The 20,570-nt window shown below is 33.0% G+C and carries 19 protein-coding genes; 3 read left to right on the top strand and 16 right to left on the bottom strand.

Annotated elements, in window-relative coordinates:
* Nucleotides 1–65 precede the first annotated feature (65 nt).
* From NCCP28_RS18405 to NCCP28_RS18375, 7 genes are all read right to left on the bottom strand, one after another.
* Nucleotides 66–452: a pilin gene (locus NCCP28_RS18405; RefSeq protein WP_127739987.1), complete on the bottom strand. Its 387-nt coding sequence runs from the start codon at nt 450–452 to the stop codon at nt 66–68.
* A 311-nt stretch (nt 453–763) separates the two neighbouring features.
* On the bottom strand, nt 764–1,153 hold the full coding sequence (locus tag NCCP28_RS18400) for a helix-turn-helix domain-containing protein (protein ID WP_127739985.1): 390 nt from the start codon (nt 1,151–1,153) through the stop codon (nt 764–766).
* A 73-nt stretch (nt 1,154–1,226) separates the two neighbouring features.
* Nucleotides 1,227–1,568 carry a hypothetical protein gene (locus tag NCCP28_RS18395; protein ID WP_127739983.1) on the bottom strand — a complete coding sequence of 114 codons (342 nt, stop codon included), beginning with the start codon at nt 1,566–1,568 and terminating at the stop codon, nt 1,227–1,229.
* A 123-nt stretch (nt 1,569–1,691) separates the two neighbouring features.
* Entirely contained in the window at nt 1,692–2,951 is a 1,260-nt protein-coding gene (locus NCCP28_RS18390; RefSeq protein ID WP_164849725.1) for a DUF3854 domain-containing protein, read from the bottom strand.
* Between the two features lie 34 nt (nt 2,952–2,985).
* On the bottom strand, nt 2,986–3,288 hold the full coding sequence (locus NCCP28_RS18385) for a DUF4258 domain-containing protein (protein ID WP_235856661.1): 303 nt from the start codon (nt 3,286–3,288) through the stop codon (nt 2,986–2,988).
* A 176-nt stretch (nt 3,289–3,464) separates the two neighbouring features.
* The gene (locus NCCP28_RS18380; protein WP_127739977.1) at nt 3,465–4,880 is read right to left on the bottom strand and encodes a P-loop NTPase family protein; all 1,416 of its coding nucleotides are present in this window, start codon (nt 4,878–4,880) and stop codon (nt 3,465–3,467) included.
* A complete protein-coding gene (locus NCCP28_RS18375) occupies nt 4,852–5,085 on the bottom strand; it encodes a helix-turn-helix domain-containing protein (RefSeq protein WP_127739975.1) in 234 nt (77 codons plus the stop codon). Before NCCP28_RS18375 ends, NCCP28_RS18380 begins: the two co-directional genes overlap by 29 nt.
* A 296-nt stretch (nt 5,086–5,381) precedes the next feature.
* Here NCCP28_RS18375 and NCCP28_RS18370 point away from each other — a divergent pair, with 296 nt between their 5' ends.
* Entirely contained in the window at nt 5,382–6,635 is a 1,254-nt protein-coding gene (locus NCCP28_RS18370; RefSeq protein ID WP_127739973.1) for a P-loop NTPase family protein, read from the top strand.
* Nucleotides 6,636–7,110: 475 nt separating this feature from the next.
* On the opposite strand, the gene NCCP28_RS18365 is transcribed toward NCCP28_RS18370, so the two are convergent.
* The 9 genes from NCCP28_RS18365 to NCCP28_RS18325 form a co-directional block, all read right to left on the bottom strand.
* The gene (locus tag NCCP28_RS18365) at nt 7,111–7,773 is read right to left on the bottom strand and encodes a M50 family metallopeptidase (protein WP_127739971.1); all 663 of its coding nucleotides are present in this window, start codon (nt 7,771–7,773) and stop codon (nt 7,111–7,113) included.
* Nucleotides 7,774–7,837: 64 nt separating this feature from the next.
* Nucleotides 7,838–8,701 carry a hypothetical protein gene (locus tag NCCP28_RS18360; RefSeq protein ID WP_127739969.1) on the bottom strand — a complete coding sequence of 288 codons (864 nt, stop codon included), beginning with the start codon at nt 8,699–8,701 and terminating at the stop codon, nt 7,838–7,840.
* 132 nt (nt 8,702–8,833) lie between these two features.
* Nucleotides 8,834–9,490 (bottom strand): CDK-activating kinase assembly factor MAT1, encoded by a 657-nt coding sequence (locus NCCP28_RS18355; protein ID WP_127739967.1) that lies wholly within the window; start codon nt 9,488–9,490, stop codon nt 8,834–8,836.
* Nucleotides 9,487–10,068, bottom strand: coding sequence for a hypothetical protein (locus NCCP28_RS18350; protein ID WP_127739965.1), 582 nt, complete (start codon nt 10,066–10,068; stop codon nt 9,487–9,489). The genes NCCP28_RS18355 and NCCP28_RS18350 overlap by 4 nt, the downstream gene beginning before the upstream one ends.
* A gap of 138 nt (nt 10,069–10,206) precedes the next feature.
* The gene (locus NCCP28_RS18345; protein ID WP_127739963.1) at nt 10,207–11,085 is read right to left on the bottom strand and encodes a tyrosine-type recombinase/integrase; all 879 of its coding nucleotides are present in this window, start codon (nt 11,083–11,085) and stop codon (nt 10,207–10,209) included.
* A 556-nt stretch (nt 11,086–11,641) separates the two neighbouring features.
* Nucleotides 11,642–12,535, bottom strand: a complete 894-nt coding sequence (locus tag NCCP28_RS18340; RefSeq protein WP_127739961.1) for a hypothetical protein — start codon at nt 12,533–12,535, stop codon at nt 11,642–11,644.
* Between the two features lie 952 nt (nt 12,536–13,487).
* Nucleotides 13,488–14,840 carry an FtsZ/tubulin family protein gene (locus tag NCCP28_RS18335; protein ID WP_127739959.1) on the bottom strand — a complete coding sequence of 451 codons (1,353 nt, stop codon included), beginning with the start codon at nt 14,838–14,840 and terminating at the stop codon, nt 13,488–13,490.
* Between the two features lie 44 nt (nt 14,841–14,884).
* Nucleotides 14,885–15,193, bottom strand: coding sequence for a hypothetical protein (locus NCCP28_RS18330; protein WP_127739957.1), 309 nt, complete (start codon nt 15,191–15,193; stop codon nt 14,885–14,887).
* A 382-nt stretch (nt 15,194–15,575) separates the two neighbouring features.
* Nucleotides 15,576–15,731 (bottom strand): hypothetical protein, encoded by a 156-nt coding sequence (locus NCCP28_RS18325; protein WP_248562707.1) that lies wholly within the window; start codon nt 15,729–15,731, stop codon nt 15,576–15,578.
* Between the two features lie 778 nt (nt 15,732–16,509).
* On the opposite strand from NCCP28_RS18325, the gene NCCP28_RS18320 reads away from it, so the two are divergent.
* Together NCCP28_RS18320 and NCCP28_RS18315 are read left to right on the top strand one after the other, a co-directional pair.
* On the top strand, nt 16,510–17,793 hold the full coding sequence (locus NCCP28_RS18320; RefSeq protein WP_164849724.1) for a replication-relaxation family protein: 1,284 nt from the start codon (nt 16,510–16,512) through the stop codon (nt 17,791–17,793).
* Nucleotides 17,786–20,476 (top strand): type IV secretory system conjugative DNA transfer family protein, encoded by a 2,691-nt coding sequence (locus NCCP28_RS18315; RefSeq protein ID WP_127739953.1) that lies wholly within the window; start codon nt 17,786–17,788, stop codon nt 20,474–20,476. Before NCCP28_RS18320 ends, NCCP28_RS18315 begins: the two co-directional genes overlap by 8 nt.
* The last annotated feature ends 94 nt before the right edge of the window (nt 20,477–20,570 follow it).

Genomic DNA, 20,570 nt, shown 5'->3' with positions numbered 1-20,570 from the left:
CTTTATAAAGGCACCCCTCTATATTGTTCATAGAGGGGTTAAATTTTTGCTTAATAGTGTATATATTAAGCTCCAAATCCTGCGAAATAACCTGCGATTGTTTTCGCTTTAACAATAACGAATACACCGACACCAGCCATTACTAGACCGATAATACCTTGTGTACGAGCTTGTGGATTACCACCTTGCGCTGCGGATAATTTCATACCAGAGAAGATTAGGCATCCTAGGGACCAGAATCCACCAACCGCTGTAATTAGGTAAATGACATTGTTTAAATCATCAAAGATTTTGGAGTTTTGTGCAGATCCTCCGTTTGTTGCAATCCCTGCTTTTTTCCACGCTGCCAGGGCATTTTCTGGAACCGAAGTAAACAAATAAACCATGAATGCTGCGGTTAAGTAATATGGAATATCCCTAACCATTTTTGCTTTTTGAATTGCGAAATTCATATTTTTATCCTCCTGAGAATAGAAAATTATAAAAAATGAACATAAAAAAACCCCGAAAAGCTATGGGTATATACATACGTGAATATGTACTACTCATAGTTTTTCGGGGCACTCCCGTTCGTTTTTTATTTGTACCCTTATCATAATAAAAAAGCTTTAAGCGGTCAAGCCATTTTTTGCTACTTTTGATTTAGTAGGATTAAGTTAAAGTTGGGTACATATAACCTGTTATTCTTATTTTAAGTATAGATCTTAGAAAACGTATAATAAATTAGGACTATATAGATGGATTATTTCAAGATCAACAGACTCTACAATGACCCGTTATTTCCATCCATAAACTCTGCTAGTGCTTTTGATTTTTCCCTTGTAGCTTTTTTTCTTTTAATAAAATCATCCCATCCGGGGTAATGCATCAGCTCAGAAGCTTTTATTTTCCACCTACCACTTCCTGGCATAGATTGTTGTGCTTTAAGCTTCCCTTCCACACAAAATTTACGGATCATTTGTGTGCTAACCCCCATTATTCTTGCGGCGTCTGCAACCTTTATATACTCTGGAACTTTCACTTCCACATGTTCGTCTTCAAATGGACTAAGTACTGCATCATCAGAAAGCATAGACATATTGTTTACCTTCTTTCTAACCATTACTTTACTCCCTTCTATATTCACTCTTTTACTATTTACTATTGTATTCAAACAATCCTCCAAGCTTGTGGTATAAAAAAGGACTCTATGAAAGAGTCCTTGGAATAAATATAAATCAAATCAATTATTTCTCTAAAATTGCTGTTACCTCTTTAAAATTTATAGTCTTTAATTCTTCAAAGGCTTCAGTAATAAACTGTTGGGCCTCAACGGGACTTAACACACCTATTGTAGGTTTCCAATTTGTTCGGGAAACCTCCTCATCTAAATAAAGAAGGGTTTCAATTCTGTTGGGTTCATATTCATGAGCTCTATGGTTGAAAGTAGTATTATTATCTTCAATTTCTTTAACTATTTTTCTCACAAAATCCTCACCCTTTTCTAATAAGCTCGGTTTTATTAAATCCCCTATAATACAATGATTATTGGGTAGTGTAATTTTACCATCAGTAGATGCTGAATTCAAACCTATACGATAATCCTTTGCAAAACTTTCCTTTAGAACATATAGCTTCTTCTTAATCGTGTCCTATTACTAAAGAAATAAGAGCCTAATTTAGGGGCTCATTTTTTAAATATTATTCTTTATTTAAAACATTCTTTTGATGTGTGGCAATTGATTAGATAAAAAGAGATCATCTATTCCTTTGCCTTCTTCTGCATTCCAGATAACTAGGTTTGCGCTAAATCCATCTACTTTTAATTGCTTGGCACATTCCATTAAATGTTGTCTAACATGGGGATTGGAAACTGCATCTGCATCGAAACACAAGTTAACTGTTTCAACACCCATATCTTTTAATACCGGAATAGCTAACCTCCATGCACCAACACCGGGTAAAGAAACAAAAGTTGTTCCTATATCCTCTAACTCTAATGGATCATATAATTTCTCCATACAATCTACAGCTATATCACCTTTTAGTGGACCTTCACCTAACCATGCTGACTTCGCTTTATGAAGTTTACCAGGCTCCCAATTAACGAGTTGGGAGGATGGGACAGCAATATGTAAAGGCGCAGGATTACCAGACCCAGTCCCATTCGTTTTATTAGAAGAACTCAACCAATAATATCGATTTCCTTTCACTACTCTCACCCAACCTAGTATTTCATTATCTTGAGAGATGGTAGTCCATTCCTTTGAAACGGGAATGTTCGTTTCCTGAAGGATTTCTCCTTTTAAAGAAATTTGCACCGTATTTGGTTGAGTAAGTACTTTTGCCTTTAAATCGGTTCCATTTGTTTTTACCTCAGCTACATTAGGTGGATTATCAATTCGATATTGAAATCCAACAATTTGGTTGTAGTGATTTCGGAAAGGAATTAAGATCCCCTTCATTCCAGCGATAGTCCAAAAGTTTTTATACTGATAAAATCCAGGAATACCTGAAAAGTCCTCCATACCCGTGAGTTCCGTAATTTTTTTCACTACATTCCATGGCTTGTCTGGAAAGCTGCGATAATTTCTAATCATTACTTGCTTATCGGAAAGTTGTCTTTCTTTGGATATCAAGTGCTCATAATGAACATCATCAAGCTCCAGCGATTCAAGGAACGCTTGATAAACGGTATCGAGTGTTACATCTTCTTTCTTCTGATTTCCTTGGGTAAACTCCGATACCTCTTCTTTACTAATTTTTCTTTTTGATTCGCCTTTTAAGTAGTGTAAATAACTAGGTAAAGCAGAGTTTTTAGAAAAATGCTTTTCACTAATTACTCTAATGCAAGCAACTACCTCTCCGTCTTTATGCCCCATACATCCTCCTGTATGACCACAGATAGGACATGGAGTACGATAGTATTCATACCAATCTTGTAGTCTTGTCTTTCTCATTAATTTAACCATAATGGCACACTCCTCCATAACTTAATTCTTTTATTTAAATGCACTCTCTGAATCTACTTCGGTCTATAGGGGGCATCACTGTTACTACTTTGTAGTAAGATGCCCTTTTTTTGGCTATAACTACTACAATTGGATTATGATCTTTATCCCTACCTAAAATAGAAATTTTGTTATACCCTTGAATCTCACTAACGGAGCCTGTAAAAATAGCACTTACTATGTCTCCTTTAGAATATCCTCTTTTTACTAAGCGCTCCTTTGTATGCATACTTATTTTAATAACGCCTTTTCCTGTCATTAACACTTTTTTGATTTCTTTTAATTTCAATACCTTCACCCCCGATTTTGTAAAAAAAAACGGACTTTGGGTAGTTATGTTGGTCAAAAACCTCACAAAACTACGAACCAAAGTCCGTTCTATTCTTAGTTCCCTGCTTATCTATAAAGATAGCTAAAAAATGAAAAATTCAATAAAAATTATGTTTTCATAATAGCATTAGCAAGGATTCAGAATCAACCTTTTAAGGGGATAAATTTCCTTAGGTAGTTCATCATCATTAACTTCCTAGATGGTGGGATTTCAACACCTAACTCCTGTGTAATTAAGCGAAAAGGATCTAGTAACTTATTGAAAACGGCGGTATGCTCGATGAGTGCGTGATTCTCAAATTGGTTCTTGTAATGTTCTTCTGTTAGATCCGGTAATGCTGCCACCAAAGGTAATTCTAATTCTTTCGCAAACTCTTCCGGTTTACTGAATGGCATTTTTCGATTAAATAAGAGCTTGATAGGCTTATTAAAGTCTTTTTGAATACTTTGTATGTAACTCTTCCATAGTAGAATATCCATGGAATTATCTATGACGATCCATAATTCATCCATGTGTTGTAAACTAGCCAAGGTTTCTTGTTGCATTTCTCCATTCGGTAAATCCACCAGAACTACATCATGGTAACGGAAAAATTGGAAATACACATTTAAAAAGCTTTCATTCCAGATATAATCCTTATCCTTATCTCCTATAGGTAACCACAAAACTCCCTTGTAATACCAATGGATTTGACTGATATCCATATTTAGAATAGCTTTATCCTCTAGATGGAATACCTCCATAAAAGACTTATAATTACTCGGCTTTTCTTCATATCTTTCAATGATATGTTGAAGGTACTTACCCTTGATCCCTTCTATAACAGCGGTTTGAATTTTATTAGCCTGTAGAAAAATGGCGTAATTGATGATGAAAGTGGTTACTCCAATACGAGAAAGTGGCGACCATATTCCAATAGTCTGATTGTTTGGATATGCTTTTCCTTTAAACACATAGGAATTACGCATAATATTCACCTTATTTTTTGCTTCTTCATATTCAGCAGGCATTTCTTTAGAAGGATAATCCTCTTCAATAAGTATAGGAGGGGCACTATTCACTTCTTCTATTTCATTCATTACAATATCGTCATCCGTTGGTGATTTCTTATCCTTATCCTTATCATTTTCCTTATTAAATGGATCCTCTTCCTTTTGTAGAGGTTTATTTCCCGTAATTTTATTGTCGGTTTGTAATACAGCAGCTGTTTCATTTTGAGTCTGCTTTGGTTTAGGAGAGCCTTCCTTTGATCTTTTTATACTCTTATTAGTAAGCGTCCATAATAGAATTGCTTTTTTCAGTGCACTCATATCAGGAAATACTTTGATATGGGTAGGAATCTGTTTAAGTAAGCCATTCTCATCTAAAACAAAAACATCTGTGTCAACAGGTTCAAGAGCTGGTAGAATAGAATCGGAAGAGATCATAAGAACAACTAAATCATATTCCTCCATATTTTCTATTGTTTTTTTTTCCTCTACATAGTTAATTTCAAATGTAGGGCTGTCTAAACCAGCAAAGAGATCAGCATTATTTATCGAAGTATAGATTTTTTTCATAAAGTATCTTCTCCCGGTTCAGATAATCATTTATTTTTTTTATAAAAGCAGATGACAACGGCAAGGATCTATTTTCAATTTTAACTAAGTAACTTTTACTTATCTTTAATTCCTTCGCTAACTGAAATTGATTCAAATTAAGACGTTTTCGTAAGATGAGTAATCGTTCTACATCATCTTCAATAGTGATCTGATTAAATTTCATATTGTTTACCCCTCTGTTTAATGTTTAGAACGCAAAAAACCGCTAAAACAACTCTTACTATGTAAGAGTCTGCTTTAGCGGTTTTCGCTTTTAAATTATTTTTTTATAATTATATCATATTAAAATATATAATTATATCAATCTACTATAAATTAATAATCTTAAATGAATACAGTATTTTATTACTAGTAAACATTGCAAAATAATTGTGATGATGTCTGTTTTTTTATAATATAAAAGATAAACACCTTATGAAAAATCATAAGAGTTATATAGAAAAAGGACGATAACTTACTATGAGAATCTCTGAAGTATTTACAGCTGGTGGTGTCCCTAGTATAACTTATAATTCAAGAGAAAGTTTAGAATTGGAATATAATTTAGCTTTGGATTTAGAAATAAAAGGTAAAATAATCTCTATATCTGGTCCTACTAAGATTGGGAAAACAACATTATGTAAGAAAACAATATCAAATGATGACTTTATTCTCATATCAGGTGGAGCAATTAAAACTAGTGAAGTTTTATGGTCCACAATTATCAATAAGTTGGCTGTAGCTAATAGCTATAATAGAGATAAAGGAAAAGAAGCTGAGCAAAAAGAAACATCAACTATCAAAGTAGTTGGAGAAGCTGGGATTTGGGGCTGGTTTAAAGCTAGACTAGAAGGTACGGATTCAAAATCAGAATCTGAAAAAATTACAGGAAAAGAATCAGAGACATTTACACCTAACCCTCTGCATCTTGCTATAGAATCTCTTCTAGAAACAAACAAAGTACTAATAATAGATGATTTTCATTATTGTACCCCTGAAATTCAAACAGAAATAATTCGTGCTTTAAAAGAGCCTATTGCTTCTGGTTTAAGAGTTATATTGTGCTCAGTACCTCATAGAGGAGTAGATTCCATTAAAGTTGAAAAAGAAATGGATGGCAGAGTTATACAATTAGGAATTGAACCATGGGAGCGAGAGGAACTCTACGAGATTTCAAAAAAAGGGTTTGAGGCCTTAGATATTGAATGCCCAGATTCTATCTTTCAAAATTTCATTAGCGAAAGTTATAAAAGCCCCCATTTAATGCAGGATTTTTGTTATTGGTTTTGTAGGTTAAATAAGGTTGTAGAAAAAATGCCGCAAAAGCAGTACTTACCAGAGAATATTAATTATGAAAAATTTTACCAAAGGATAGTAAAAGATCATTCCTCTAAAGAACTTTATGATAAATTGGTAGCAGGTCCTTCTCGAGATAGGAAACAAAGAGAGTTTAAAAATGGAAGTGAAGGAGACATTTATTATGCAGTTATGATAGCCCTCTCCGATCTTACTCATGAAACTGTTATTACTGTTGATACAGTTAGAGAGAAACTCAAGGAATTATTAACTTCGGAATCAATGCCAAATAAAACGCAAGTCTCCCAAGTTCTTAAAAAAATGGCTGAATTAGCAAAAGACCATACAAATAGAGAGCCTGCCATTGATTTTCAGAATGACCGAATTTATATTGTCGATCCCTTCTTCTCATTTTACTTAAAATGGATTGAAAAATAGATTGAGAATATAAAGATCCTAATTAATGTACAAACTGGATTGTTTATACCGTGCAAAAACTCTTCATCCAAATGTTTAATACTTATTAAATTCTTCTCTCTGTAAATTAGTTGTATTGTCACATTGTATTTTCAATAGTATAATCCCGTTATAACTTTTTTATATTTTTTCGTTTTTATGCAATCCTCTTTACTGGATATGCGGTAACCTAATACACATTGCAGCCTTTGTGGTTGATAGATTTCTTTAATTTCAGCATAATTTTATGCTGTTTTTCTCTATCAATACCTCAAAGGCTTTTTTTCGTATAAAAATCGAGAATTAGGGAGTTAGCATGTATATTTCGCCACCTATAGGAGTTGGTTACAAGGATCAGGTCACAAAAAAAGCAATCACCAAAATCCAAAAAAATTACAACATATATATTAATAAAAATATAAACTTGCTACAGATAAATCAAAAGCTTTTTAACATACTACACTTGATTAAGAATTAGTCGTATTCCTTGCCAGCCGAAATACAATGATTGCACAAAGAACAAGATACCCCATATAGAAGCGGGTATAACTTTTATTATCTCTTTGAGACTAGTCGCATCCCCAGCATCATGTGGATACTTAAAACTCAAATACATAATGATACATGCACTCTTGATGGATTCCGTGAAGATAATACAAGTAATTAAGTAGATGATTTGCTCTTGATAAAAATCAGTTGAATAGACTAAAAGCAATAAAAACAAACTACCAAAACTAATGATCCAGATAAAACCGTAAAAATTCCTAATCCACAGAAGCAGTGTTAGCACCAAGAAGGCTAGGTAAGTAAATATCAATAGCTTTGTTGCGTCTTTACTTATCATCCAGATGGAAAACAATCCAAATGCGGATGTAAATATATAACCTGCTAAAGTAGTGATGAATTTACTGAACCAATCTGTATGAGTTGTTAAGGCCATCCCTTCTGTGTTTGCATATAAATGTATCTGTTTTAATCTCCCTCCACATAGTATAGCTGCTATACCATGTCCAATTTCATGTACTAAAGTAGCGATAACAGAAACATATTTTCCTACTAAAGGTACGTTCGTTATCAGAACAGCTATTAGCACGTATATAAAAAAACTTAAAGGTGTCATCTACTTTCCTCCCTAACGTAAAAGGGAAGCAGATAACACAGTATCTACTCCCTTTTCTATCTTGTCATTCCAAATCATTATCTATCTCGTTTATAATCTCAAAGTATTCCTCTACAGCAGTAATTGTAATTTGAAGGTTCAATTCCCTTAGTAAATTGCTTTCTTTCACCTTTTGGATTAATCCATCAATAACAAGGTTTCTCTCTGCTTCAGGCAAGTTAGCTTTAATAGAAATATTTAACCTTACATCATTTAAAACCGATTTAATAAGGGTAAGGTCACCTATTTTTTCAAAACCATTATATCTCGTTCTTGTAATCGTCCATAATTCCGCCTGTTCATTTAGGATATCTGCTGTAATATAGGTTTCTGGATTAAGGTAGGTTACATCCATCGGATCAGCAAACAAAGTTAGCTCAACTTGATTTTCTCCCGTCAATTCTCTCTTTTCTCTTTCATCTAAAAAGGCCCACTTTGATCCTACAACAGCGGTATTTACCGCTAAATCCATTAATTGAGGGTAAATACCCTCGTATTCGGTGATAAGCCAACTAGATAACTTTCTGAACGGCTCATGGGTTATCGTTGATTCAAAATCCTCACCAGTTACCCCTCTTAACAAGTCTGGAATTTGTTGCGTAAGAACACCAACAGGTTGTTCGAGATTATCGTTCGAAATTTCTTCCTTCGCCCTATTTAAAATTTCTACAACTAAAAAGTATCCGTTAAATATCTGATGCGTTATGGTTTGAAACAATTCATCTCTTAGACGTTCTTTATCTTCGTCCCTCACTCTTTCTACAAGCATTAGATTATAGTAGTCAAGCAACCTAGATAGTTCCTCATTTTTATTACTATCATTTTGATAATGTGCCTTTAGTTTATTTTCCGTGTAACTATATATTTCTTCAGCTGTTAAAATGGTCATTATTCGTCCCTCTTCCTTAAGTTGTTTAGAAATAAAGTTTGATTATTTATAAAATAGATGCTCCGTTTAAAAAAAGATTGTTAAAATTTACTGCTGAATTGAAATGAAACATTGATCTATCAAAGTTTCAGTTTAATTTTTCACTTCAAAAGGTGGTGAAAGATCATCGCTACTGTACTTCCATGATCCATCTTCTTTTATGATGGTGGTAATAAAATACTCTTCCCCTTTGGTACTTAATACTTCTCTGTAAAAATATCCATTTCTACCCAATCTGTCTAACACAGGCTTGGTTACTTGATAAGATTCTCCATGCATATTTTCTTTTAGATAAGCATCTTGGATAGATTTATAAATTGCTATGGCATCTTCCTCTTGCGGTAAGCTATTTTTTAATTCTTCCGTACCGTAAGTTTTCATGAATTGATAATATGTCCTAGCATCCAGCTGCAAGGTTTGAAATTTATAAAGAATATCTGCTGTATAGCGAGCAAATTCCTCTACGTCCGTAAATTCTTCCTTTGCTTCTATATCCTTATCGGTTGTAAGTAGGGTAGCTTCTTCTTTATCCATCTCTTCTATAACTTCTTCCATTGGTTTGGCCTGTTCCTCATAAAATTCTTGAAGTTCCTTATCGGATTGTTCATTGTTTCCCTGTTGGCTTTCTTCCTTCTTCTGACTTTCGTTAATTTTTTTCGCTTCCTTGACTAATGGATCACCATTCGTACACCCTGTTAAAATAAAACCAGAAGTAATAATACCGCTTAACAATAACGGAGTTATTTTCAAATCGATATCTCCTCTCTAATACGTTTTTTCTCCTTTTCTGTAAGAAAAGTAATTAACTCAGCAATGTGATAGGTAGGTAAAGTACCTGCAACCTTTTTAAAATAATCTTGTACATTTAAAATATTGATTTGATTTGGTTTATAGTTGACTGGGACATCAATATGCTTTGAAATACAAATGGAAATAGCTTTTAAAAAGTCTTTATGTATCGTTGTAGGGATAGTAATGTAAAACTCTTCTCTCCTACCAAAGAGGATATTGGATAAGATGATTGACTCCATATTAATGAGATTGTAATCCAATACCATACTGAATATCTTTTGCCCATCTTTGTACCATTGCTTAGTTAAAGAAACTAATTCATCACAATGATGAATAATAAAAACACTCTTATTTGCTAAAACAGTAATACCATCTTCAAGATTATAGTCCTTAATCAAACTCAATAAGTATTGCGTTTTCCTAATATCATAAGGGACTCTTAATTCCACTTTCGATGAAAAAGGGTCTAGATATCCTTCACTCATTAGAGAGGCAATGACTAAATTTTTAACAAATAGCTTTCTTTTATTAACCATTAGACTTATCTTCTCCCAACAAAAAAACCCAGAATAAGCCTTAGTCTAATATTAGAAAATATAGACCATGCTTATTCTGGGTTTTTCCCATTAAAGTATTATATTTAATTTAAGTATACACTATATGCCAAATTACCTTCAATATGTTTTTTCAGCAGTGCTTTCTGTGATTAACTTTAAATAGATCAATGCGGTATTTTCTTCAATACCTAATTTATAAGCTATAGAATGCAGAGATTCTCTTTGCTTTGTATACATAAAGTAAGCTATGGATTTTCTGAAAATAGTCAGAGTTAAGTTTTCTCCCAAATTAAAATCAGAAGAAATCACTTTCAAATGATTGAGAATAGTCATTAGTTGGATAGGACCATAATTCTCAAGGTTACCAAAATCATTTTTCCTTTTAAGATAAATTTTTGAGGTAAATACAAAATCCGAACTATTAAATAGCGATTGATTGTAAAATTCAATAAAGATACTTGCCTCTTGTCCTGAAAGTAAGATAGTCCTATTCTCTAATACAATCTCCACTTGATCTTGTGTATTACTTATAAGTACGTTATCTTTTTTGAATAGAAAATCAGAATATTTTAATCCTTTTAAAGCTAGGACATAAATGGCCTTTCTTACTATTGGATAATCTTTATGAGTTAGTATAGGATCCAGTAAACTATTAAGTTCTTCATAAAAAGTATTTAGTTCTACCAGTTTCTTTGCTTTTAACCTTTTTATTTTAACAGCAGGATCTACAGGAACCTTATCGATTTCCCATAAATAATTGAAAAAAGATTTAATTATTGCTAATTCTTTATTAATGGTCGAAGGGCTTTTTTCTTTCTCTTCTTGAGCTCTGATATAATCTTTGATATCTTTCGAACTAATTTGAAAGGGCTCTTTTTTTTCAGGATATAGTTTAGCTAAATAGGAAAAAAATTGTCCCATTACTTTTTCATAACCAATAAGCGTAACTTGACTAAATCCTCTTTTCTCCAAATGCTTTATAAACCCATAGGGCATATTAAACTACCTCCCCTCTTATATTTATTCTAGTTTTTATTAATGATATATTCAATAAAGAAGACACATATAGTAAATACCTTATTTTATTTTTTAATAATATAGAATAAGATTTAAGGTAAATCTGATGTCGATCTTTAGGTGAAAATTACACCTTATGGTGTGGTTTGGTATATTTCTGTTATTTAATTTATAGTTCTTACATACTCTAAAAGATAACGAAAAATGCATAACACAGCTGTTAGAACATTAAAAAACCTAAGCTTGAGTCTTTGGGATACCAAAAACTTAAGCTTAGGTTCTTTAGTTACTATTTCTTATAATACTGACAGTATAATTGATCCAACTAATAGTGCTGCAGCTGCTCCAACTATTAATGTTCCAATTACCTTTTCAGATTTTTTGTTAATTAAATAAAACATAGCATTTCACCTCATAATTTGTATATAAACTATTATAAAACAAGTTATCGTAATTTTCAATCTATTTAACTAGTAGTCTCTAGTATTTTTTAAATTAACTTTTTAATAGTCTATTTAATAGAAAGAAACTAGCATTAGTTGCTAGTTTCTAGTTTATCTTGATATTGAAAGGATAGTTTCTTTCTTTCGTCTTCTAACGAATTTTGGAGTTTTAACTTTTCATCCTTTAACTCCGCTATCCTATCTTCATGGGATTTTACCTTTTCCTTAATAACTTGCTCCTTTTTTTCCTGTAGAGCAACTTCTATTTCTTTAGATATACTTTCAATGTTAGCATTCTCATCTCTTTTTACAAAACCAAACATTGACTTCTTATAAGTCTTTTTTAATGCTGACGCTAAAAGTCTTGTTTGCTTTTCTTCTAAATAGCGCTGATACTCTTCTTGCTTAATAAGTTCAATAGCATGTTGATTTTGTAAAATATCAAAATCACAGTCTGTAATTTTCTTTTCATAGGCTAACATAGCCATTTGTATAGATTGAGTAGCAAGATGCTTTTCAATTAAATCCATTTTCTCAAATAATTCATCTGGTGCTTCGTTACTTATAACACGTAGACTGTCTTCCTCTTTATTATTCGTTTTACCAGTTCCTGAACCACCATACATTTGAGAAGCATGTATTCCAGCTTCCACCAAAATGTCCACTGAAGTTTTACCAACTTTATTCATTAATAGAAAAATCATATGTAAGCGAAAAATGCTTTTATAATTTAATCTAAAGTATTTCCCTGCTTTTTCTGGCTCAATATATTCTATTAGATCAGAACGAAAATGGTTTCTAATCGTCGAATCATTCTTCCCTAGTATTTTCCCAGTTTCAACCGTACTATAAGTTGTTGCAGGATGAAGAGCTAATATATTTTCATCAAATAGATAATCATCTAATTTACTGATTTGGCATAGTTTATATATAGGGTCATCTTTAAAGTTCTCTATCAGTAACTCTTTCACATTTATCTCTTCCATAGTTACTCTCCTTCCCTTGATACTCCTAATCAAATACTACCTAAATCACTTAGATAAATCAACGGAAACAAACGTTTTACAGCGTTACCGTTTGGTAACGCAATTAAAAACTCTCGCAAACGAACCACAGCGCTAACAATAACGCACTTAAACGATATCCAATTGAACGATTAACAATCATTTATATCGATTCAAATACATAATCGAATCGTTCTATACGCTAACTACCGATAGACTACACATTCAAACGATTCATTTATGTAATCGATTGTTGTAGTTGCGCATCGTTTGTACCGTTCGAACACAGAGCTACTCATCGTTTGAGAGCGTTAAGTGTTGATACAATAAGATTTTAAAAGAAAATGCCAGATCATCTAAATATATAAACTCAACTCAGATCTCGAGTAGGAAAAAATTCAGAAGAAGCAATGGTGATAGATCTAGAGAAAACGGAAGACCCGAAAAAATGAGGATTGTAACCAAACTCAAATGGGAGTAGAAGAAAAAAAGAATAGGATGAGTACGCAGTGTTAATTGATTGGGCTAAGTTATAGTTTTTGGTTGATTTAGCATAAAAAACATTGGTGGTCACTTTGCTAATCAATAAATAAAATGAGTAATCCAATTGTCCTCTGTAAACAGAATGCCTCATAGATTGATACCGAAAGCAGCTCGTTAAAGCCAGATGAAATATAATCCATTTTTACTGAATTTTTGTTTTTGATGTAAAAGGCAAAAAATAAAAGATAGGGCACCCATTCTATCAACCTTTACATTTAACATAGCTATTAATTAATCAAATGTGTAATTGATTTTAAGAAATATGTACGATTCTAGAAATGCGTTGCTAATCGTTCGATAGCGCTAAACATTGGTATATAAGGGATTTCTATATAAAAAACTCAAAGGAAAGTAATTCCTTTGAGTTTTTTATTTTAGATTTATTTTCTATCTATCTATCTAATAAACCGCGTAAATTTGAGCTAGCATTTGTTTTCTCTTCATCTTTATTAGAGTTACCGCTTAACAATGCTCTAAGATCTTTCGGTTTATTTGTTTCTTTCTTTTCATGATTTAAAGAGTTTAATCTTTCTAAAACTTCATCATTTTTCTTAGCTGCATTCTTAGCCTTTATAAATTCGTCATATTTTTGTCCGATAATCCCGAGACAAGTAGGGGTTTCTAAACCTGTAAAGATTGTATAAATATTAATCCCAACAGTATTATTCGCTTTATAACCAGCTACTGGATATTCATCTAGGTAAGGAGCCATACTATCAATAACTTCTTTCACTTTACTTTCAAACGCCATATTAGTGATATAGTCTACTTGTCCACCATTAGCGATAGTAGTTACAGCAGCTGTTTGTGCTGTTTCAAAGTTATAACCATCTGATAAAACACCATTTTCAATAGATTCTTTAAGCTTGCTTACAAATTGTGCTTCATTTGAAACATCTGGTTTATCAATTAATGTAAGTTTAGAAAGAGTAAGGTAACCTGATTGTTTAATTGTATTTTCAAATTCACTAGAATCAAAGTATTCCATTGTCATATTTTCATATGCATTGGTAATAGTGTTTAACTCGTGTAAAGTGTCAGCGACATATCTATTACAATATGTTAAGAAATCGTCCATTGTTTTGGCTTTATTTTCTTCTTTTTTAAGGAAGTCTGTATATAATTTCTGGTTATCTACGATAATTATTGAGCCAATAGCATCCTTAATTTTACCGATTTCTTGGATTCTTTTAAATGCATTACCTAACACATTACCGCCTTCATTATGACGAGGTAAGGTAAGGATTAAACCTAATTTCTCTGCATATCCACTCTCAGCAAGAGTTATAACAGCCTCAATTATTGCACCTGTACCAGTACCACCACCTAATCCAGCTACTACCCAGATGAAATCACGATCAGATAGTGGTTTAATAGCATTTAAAAATTCTGAACTATTATCCTTAAATGCTTTTTCACCTTTTTCGATATTTCTTCCAGCTCCGCCTTCATATCCACTCAGTCTTACTTCTGTAAAAGCATCTTTTTTATGTTTCACTTTAGAGAAGTCTCTAATGTTGGTGTTTACAAGAACAGCGCTATATGGACTACCTCCGTTACTATCGGTATATTTAGCGCATTCAGCTGCTATATTACATCCTGCCATACCTAATCCAATAAAACCGAACTTTAATCCAACAGTCGTATTGACCGGTATACTAGTATTGCTAATAGTTTGTTTTGTCATTTTTGCATTTTCTCTCCTTTTATCTTTGTTTAATTTAAACCTTTGTCTTTTTTTCATAAGTTATCAAAACCTTTTTGTTTATTTGATAAAAGCACCTAGATTTATTTTTCTTGTTGTAAATGCTCGATTAAAATATTACCTAAATTGGACAAAGAATATAGTCTAGAACGACCTACTTCAGTAACATCGACTAATCCTGCGCCTTCTATCCGTGCTGTAAGTATGTCTAAATGATGCCTTGAATTTAAAGCTGTTGTACCATTCTTATGTAATTCTTGAGCGCGATCTCCTAATTGAGCTTTCAAAAGAGGTCTATCTGATTCGGCAAGTGCAATTAAGAAACAAAGGCCTTCATTTCCTAAACGATCGCCTAAAATATCTAGTAATTCTCCAGCACTTATTGTACTCATAAATTCAAAAACCTCCTTCCAAAGTATATCTATGTTCATTACCTCAGATATAAGCAGCAGTTATTGCTGCAATAATAGCTGATAATAACAGCAATACTCTTAATACACTAATCATATCGAAGAAATTATTACCAGTCAAATATAAAACTTTATTAATTTATCCCTATATACCAATGCTTGTTGTTAGTACGTTTAGAGCAACGATCTTATTGCAGGTAATAACTGCAATAATTGCTGATATTACCTGCAATTATTGCTGATAATGCTGAATTTCTTTGAAATTAATGATTGAAGCAACAGATTCACTTGAAATTTTTTTTATATCCTACGCATCAATCCACTCATGTAAATATTTGTATAAAAAAATAACTTAAGCTCATGCCTAAGTCATTTTTTCAATTATTAAACTAACTATGCCAATAAATACAACTAAAAAAGGAACAAATGATATTCCTATAAGCCATTTTCTACGGAGATAGAAACCTAATACTAAACAAATAATACCAATTATTAATATTGTTAATGATGATCCAAACATTATAGTCCTCCTGACTCAAAACTCTTTTTATTACCATCTTACACTAAGCAATAAGAGGGGATCCATCATTAAAAAGAACTGCATTGCATATAGTTATTTATAACATATAATGCTTTTTCTACATCGGTCACCATTTCTCAAATTGATATATGGGATATTCAATAATCATTTAGAAAATATAAAGGTACTCATGTAATGTTGTTATTATTTCTGTTTTATTTTCAAAAACCACCTGGTTATTGGTGTCCTGAAAACTGATCACCTATATTTTCCTTACGATTTCCCTAGCATTTTATTAGCTGTTTTTATACAAAATATTATTCATGAAATACTCCACTCCAATTTTCTCAAAATCTGTTGAGTTCAAGACCCCAGGTTCCACCCTAAGTCTTGTTTTACATCCGTCTAAGGTGCGCGGATTCTATAGAGTTGGTAGAAACCCAGTGATATCAAGGGTTCAATCGCCCTCTGAAATCCAGACTTCATACCTTTTTTTCATCTTCAAAATGATCAATTTTCCCGTGAACTAGTACCCTAAAAGTCCTTAAGATTTGAACCCAACCAACTACATTAAATTTGTTTATTCATTTCTAAAAATCCTGTATGAAGCATTATATTTATACAGTTTATATATACACTCTTGTGTCCCTTTATCTCCAATGTTATACTAATTTCAGTTTAATTTATCCAAAGGGAAAGACCCTATCATTTAAGAGGTAGTATCACTGCTTCTTATTTGATAGGGTCTTTTTTTTGTCAAAAATAAGGAGTGGGAAAAGTGGAAAAAGATCAAAAAGTTTGGTATTCAGTGAAATACACAAGAAAAGGAGCCTGGATCAATACGAAGGATTTAGAACTGTTGAAGTTACTCTACACAAACAGAATCTTAACCCTTAAACAAATAAAGCGTTATGGACGATACATTCTTAACTCTCCAGAATCTACGATTAAATCAAAATTAAAAAGATGGTTATCTAACGATATCGTATCTATTGATTATTTACGCACATTAGGGAAACCAGCTGTATCCTGCTATAAAATTGGAAAAAACGGATTTCATATTTTGCGTAATGAAAGGGTAATTGAAGATGGAGAGTTAGTAGAAGTAAACATAAAGAATATCAAACAACCAAGTCACTATTTTGGAATTCAAGATGTTGTAATAGATACTTTAATTGAAATGAAAGACAAACTATCTATAATAAGTTCTACCCATCCTAATTACAGAACTTATTTGTCAGACGAAACTAAATTTAACAAAGAAGAAACCATTATTATTCCTGACTGGAAGATCGAAACTTCTGAGGGAAGAATTCTTAATATCGAGTTTGATACAGGTTCTCAGAATCTAAATAGAATTCATGAAAAAGTGGATAACTACATGGAATTAGCAAAGGCCAGACCAGCGGAAAATCATTTTGTATTATTTGTTGTTGCTGATAATAGATCTGAAATATATACGACTGAGTATGCCTCGACTCGAGAAACTCGGGTTCTCAATATCAAAGAACTTATTATTAACAAACTCGCGCACCGGTTAGAAAACTTACACTTTTATGTTTGCTCTGCCTACAGAGGCTCAAGTATTGCTAGCAACATCCTAAAAGGTGTCTACCCAATTACGCGAAGTCATAAAGAGAGCGAGTTAGAATTAGCTGTCCTTTCTGTACAATTAAATGATGATATTGATTACACGATGGAACCAAGAGAAGCTAGTGCATATTACTCCAACGACGTATCTGAAGAGTTATATGCGGATAGTCATTTTAGTGTGATTGATCATGTAAGTAATAAGAAGATGGATATTATTTTTAAATTAGCCGAAGAGGGAAGTGTAGACACACTTGATAAGATATCCTATTTAGAAACTCTAATTTCTTCTAAAAGAATAAAACGAGAAGTCGACAAATTGAATGTTTTATATCTAAGCACAGCCGCTATGCAGAATGATGTAATCCCGAGAGATTTCCAAAATACGTCCTTTTCACAAACACAGGTATGGCATTATAAAAAGATACCAACACCTAAACCGACTAATGAGGTGGTGAGAGTGATTGAGTAATTGGAGAGTTCACCCAAAAGTTCCCGCTATCTCCATTTCAGTCATAGGGGTATTGTCTCTATATTTATCAATCCGCTCCATAGTAAATTATCTATTTGTCATGACTGGTCAATTCACAGGAAGCATTGCTTCTTTCGTTTTATTCGGTAGTACCATGTATCCAGGATTTATTGGATTTTCCATATCCACGGTTATACTAATTGGTGGTTGGCTAATAAGTACCAAGTACAAAAAGTTTCAAACTCCTTTTTGGAGGCTTATATGGTTCTGGAACATGTTTTTGGGGATCACCTTTTATTATCTATGGTTGATTACTATGCCTGTCTACAATACTCTAATTCCGTATCTAGGAAATCTTATTGAAAAACTTCAGGTAGATAATATTTGGTTCGCTGTAGCTGTAGGGGATATTAACACTTTATTTATAACCATTATTTTTACACCTTCTGTAGTAACTGGAATGATATTAATGTGGTTAGGTGGGCAGTATTCCCAATACTCAGAGGATATTAAGACTGCTTTTTATGAATTTGAATATAAGAATTCACTCTTACAGAAATGGTTTAGGAAAAGTGATACTGAACAATGGCCAGATGTAGTATTAGGTCCAGATTCCGAAACCAAAGAATTAATCATACAACCAGGTCGCGATAGAACACTTAATAATATCATTATTGGTTCCATCGGTACTGGTAAAACAGCGGCATTGTTACTGCCCATAATAAATCAAGACCTTCACTGGATGACTAAGTTTATCAATGATTATCCTAAGATCTCTAAATTAGAGAATTATGATTCAGAGGATGTGCGCGGGAAGTATCTGAATAGTATTAGTATCATTGAACCTTCTAACGACTTATGCCAGAAGGCTTATCAATTAGTTCAAGCACATGGTATTCCAGAAGAGTCTGTCTTCTATATAGATCCAACTAACGAGAATACGCCTTCGATTAATCCTATGCAAGGACCTGTTGATCAAGTTGCTGAAGCCTTCGCAATGGTCATTGAGGGATTGGCGGAAGGTGGAGGAAATGACTTCTTCAAACAGAGTGAAAGAAACCATTTGAAAAACTATATTTATTTATTGAAGCTTCATAATCCGGATAAAGAGGTAACTTTTGATATATTACTAAGAATGTATGATAACCCACAACTAGTTAGACAAATGCACCTTGAGTTAAAAGACACCATACCTCCAGACTTCGATTTAATAGAGAATCGGGATGATCGTAACCATTGGGCAATCGTGAAGCAAATTGATGAATGGTTTGATATGAACCATATTCCTAAAGTTTTTCGAGTTGCTGGTAATGCGGTAGCTGAAAAAGTAGCTCATGGTGAATATAGAGGACAAGATGTATATGTTGATGCTCAAGGAGAGTATGTAAAGGGGTTGCGCAACACTTTAAATGACATTGGAGCGAACATTCTTATTCGCAGAGTCCTATTCGGGAAATCGAACTTTTCATTCGATGAACATTTAGAAAAAGGGGGAATCCTCTTAGTTAATACTGCAAAAGGGGAACTAGCTGGCCTTTCTAATATCCTAGGTAAGCTCGTCTTACTTAGTCTGCAGAATGCTGTCTTCCGTCGTAAACCGAATACAAGTACATTCGCGCATATAATTGCGGATGAGTTTCCCGACTATATATTTCAACCATTTAAAGAATTTCCAGCACAAAGTCGTAAATATAAAGCCATCGTTACCGTTGTTGCCCAAACCATTACACAGCTAGCTGATAAATACGGAGAGACGTATATGCAAACTTTACTTGGTACGCTCCGGCATAAGATGGTTTATGGAGACATCCCTTCCTATGATGCAAAGCTCTTCTCAGAGATATTTGGAGAAGATGAAAAATTCGAAGAAGGAAAAAATGAACAAGCTGTTAGTCCTCTTCAGGAACAACCTATGCTTAGGACTGGAAGTAGCTATCAAAAGAAGAAAGAAGCAATCCTTTCTCCTAGCGATATTATCTATCAGAAAGCTTTCCAGGCAGCCATTAAAATTGTGGTAAATAATAAACCTGTACCTGTACGACAAATAGATGCCAATTTTGTACCAAGAGCTGAATTTAAAGAAGCTGTTGTGAAGGTGTTACCAGAAAACGGGGATATATGGTTAGAAGAGAGAAGGAAAGCTAAGGGGAATGATTTAGAATTGATTCAACAAGGTATTGAAGAAGTTAAAGCTGCCCCTCCTGATCTTATGAAAGAAAAGAAGGAAGAGAAATTAGAAGAGGATGTAATCAAATTTTCTGTAAATCCAAGTGGAGCACCAGAACAAAAACCTACTTTTAAATCAAATGGGATTAATAAGAACTCAAACCATTCTAATTTAGCTATTAAAAATCAAATAACAATTTTGGAGCCTTTGGGCAGCGAACCTAACGAATCTGTACCTCTAATTAATTCGAATTTATTAACTAAAGAAGAGAAAGTTAATGACCACGAAAAAAACTCAGCAAAAATTGAAGAGTTTGATCTTGGCAGCTTATTTAATAAGCAAATGTATATAACAGAAATAGAATTAAAAGAAAAAAAAGAAGTAAAGCAATCCAAGTTGGGAGACGAGGAATTAGCTCTGATTAAAGAATTGCAATCAGAAGTAAATCAGGTGAAAAAGGAAGAAAAAAGCACTTCCTCTCCTTTAGATGGTTTTATTCAACCCTTCGATTCATAAACCAACCCTTGAAATAATTAGAAATCTAGGGTAAAATTTCTTTATTAAGAAAACGAGTAAGCAAAATAACCAAATATACTAATGGGAACAACCC

The organism is Niallia sp. NCCP-28, from assembly GCF_023168165.1.
Taxonomy (GTDB): domain Bacteria; phylum Bacillota; class Bacilli; order Bacillales; family Cytobacillaceae; genus Niallia.
This window is presented reverse-complemented; position numbering and strand designations above follow the sequence as displayed.

Coding starts and splice junctions, on each gene's coding strand:
- NCCP28_RS18405 (WP_127739987.1), bottom strand. CDS start 452: ATGAATTTCGCAATTCAAAAAGCAAAAATGGTTAGGGATATTCCATAT.
- NCCP28_RS18390 (WP_164849725.1), bottom strand. CDS start 2,951: ATGGTTAAATTAATGAGAAAGACAAGACTACAAGATTGGTATGAATAC.
- NCCP28_RS18380 (WP_127739977.1), bottom strand. CDS start 4,880: ATGAAAAAAATCTATACTTCGATAAATAATGCTGATCTCTTTGCTGGT.
- NCCP28_RS18375 (WP_127739975.1), bottom strand. CDS start 5,085: ATGAAATTTAATCAGATCACTATTGAAGATGATGTAGAACGATTACTC.
- NCCP28_RS18370 (WP_127739973.1), top strand. CDS start 5,382: ATGAGAATCTCTGAAGTATTTACAGCTGGTGGTGTCCCTAGTATAACT.
- NCCP28_RS18365 (WP_127739971.1), bottom strand. CDS start 7,773: ATGACACCTTTAAGTTTTTTTATATACGTGCTAATAGCTGTTCTGATA.
- NCCP28_RS18360 (WP_127739969.1), bottom strand. CDS start 8,701: ATGACCATTTTAACAGCTGAAGAAATATATAGTTACACGGAAAATAAA.
- NCCP28_RS18350 (WP_127739965.1), bottom strand. CDS start 10,068: ATGGTTAATAAAAGAAAGCTATTTGTTAAAAATTTAGTCATTGCCTCT.
- NCCP28_RS18345 (WP_127739963.1), bottom strand. CDS start 11,085: ATGCCCTATGGGTTTATAAAGCATTTGGAGAAAAGAGGATTTAGTCAA.
- NCCP28_RS18340 (WP_127739961.1), bottom strand. CDS start 12,535: ATGGAAGAGATAAATGTGAAAGAGTTACTGATAGAGAACTTTAAAGAT.
- NCCP28_RS18335 (WP_127739959.1), bottom strand. CDS start 14,840: ATGAAAAAAAGACAAAGGTTTAAATTAAACAAAGATAAAAGGAGAGAA.
- NCCP28_RS18330 (WP_127739957.1), bottom strand. CDS start 15,193: ATGAGTACAATAAGTGCTGGAGAATTACTAGATATTTTAGGCGATCGT.
- NCCP28_RS18325 (WP_248562707.1), bottom strand. CDS start 15,731: ATGTTTGGATCATCATTAACAATATTAATAATTGGTATTATTTGTTTA.